General features: G+C 53.9%; 2 protein-coding genes. Both read right to left on the reverse strand.

The window, feature by feature from the left end; genetic code table 11:
* Positions 1–776, reverse strand: a 776-nt coding sequence (locus AC1D1X_RS22880; RefSeq protein ID WP_477699284.1) for an MBL fold metallo-hydrolase, incomplete at its 3' end; no start/stop codon positions are given.
* Positions 777–802: 26 nt separating this feature from the next.
* Positions 803–1,604: AMP-binding protein (locus tag AC1D1X_RS22885; RefSeq protein ID WP_477699285.1), on the reverse strand; the 802-nt coding region annotated here is incomplete at its 5' end.

The raw sequence follows: 1,604 nt of genomic DNA on the forward strand, positions 1-1,604 counted from the left end.
CATTTTGCAAAGTCATCGAAATCCTGGCGTTGAATTTCGAGTAATTTGAATTTCAGCAGAACCTTAGCAGCATGGTGCGCATGCCTGGGCGGATTGCTTACAAATGAATTCAACCGCTGACGTGCTAGCGTTAGCACCTCGGAGGTATAGGCAAAGACACGGCCGTGCCCGGGAATGACGATTTTGGGGTTCAATTGCTCAATCAAATCCAGAGTCGCGGCGACCTCAGTGAATGCATCGGCACCTTCCAGCTCGGGAAACACCACGCCGAAGCCGTTCTCCCACAAAGCATCGGCAGAAATAAGCACACGACTTTGGGGTTCAAAGAAAATCAGCGAGTGCGGGTCATGCCCAGGTGCCGCATGAATCTGCCACATCTCGGACCCGAACCGCATGGACCCACCCGGCTTCATCGCATCAGTGAAGGTGAACCGTGGGCACAGCTGACCGGTCGGAAAATAAGTCAGCGCCACGGGATCCCAGTCGGCTACTTGTTGTGCATGGCCAGGAGGAATAAGGGTATGCAAATCGGGATAACGCGCCTGCAAGGCAGCATTGCCGCCGCAGTGATCGCTGTGCAGGTGCGTGTTGACGAGAATATCGAGAGGACGGAACCCGAGGACGGACTCGATCAACGACAGCGTTTGCGGCGCGTGCGTGCAATAACCACTGTCAACCAGCAAGGTTTTTCCACCGCCGGTGAAAAGAATATTGTTTGCAGAGAGCCAGCCGCGCTCAAAAACCTGCATTCCTGCGGGTAAATCAGGCTTGGCCATCAGAAGCTAGCAAACCCTGCAGCGCTTCAGGCCGCCGTTCGCAGTTCACGCCTGAGGATTTTTCCAACGTTGGTTTTGGGCAAGTCATCGCGAAATTCAATGTATTTGGGGCGTTTGTACCCAGTAAGGTGCTGTTTGCAATAGGCGCTCACATCGTCTTCGGTCAGTGTAGGGTCATTTTTCACCACAAAAACCTTGATAGCTTCGCCCTGCTTTTCGTCGGCAATGCCAATGGCTGCGCACTCAACAACGCCTGGGCACAGGGAAATGACGTTCTCAAGTTCATTGGGGAACACATTGAATCCCGAAACAATGATCATGTCCTTCTTGCGATCGATGATTTTGGTGTAACCGCGCTCGTCCATGATGCCAATATCACCGGTGCGCATGAAGCCATCGGAGGTGAACGCCTTTTTGTTCTCTTCAGGCTGCTGGTAATAGCCCGTCATGACTTGCGGACCCTTGATACAGATCTCGCCGGATTCGCCAAGTGCGAGCGATAGGCCATCGTCATCCTTGATGGCGATTTCGATGCTGGGCAACGGCAGGCCGATGGTGCCGGTGAACTCCTTGTTCATCACCGGATTGTTGGTGCCGATGGCGCAAGTCTCGCTCATGCCCCAGCCTTCAATCATGGGGCAACCTGTAACCTGCAACCAGTGTTTCGCCGTACCTTCGGACGCGGCCATGCCACCCGCCTGCGAAACACAAAGGGCGGAGAAATCTACCGTCTTGAACTGAGGGTGCTGAAGCAACGCATTAAAAAGCGTGTTGACGGCCGGCAACATGTGAAACGGACGCTTCTTGAGCACCGCGATGAATTTACCG

This window comes from Polaromonas sp. P1_G4 (genome assembly GCF_056405475.1).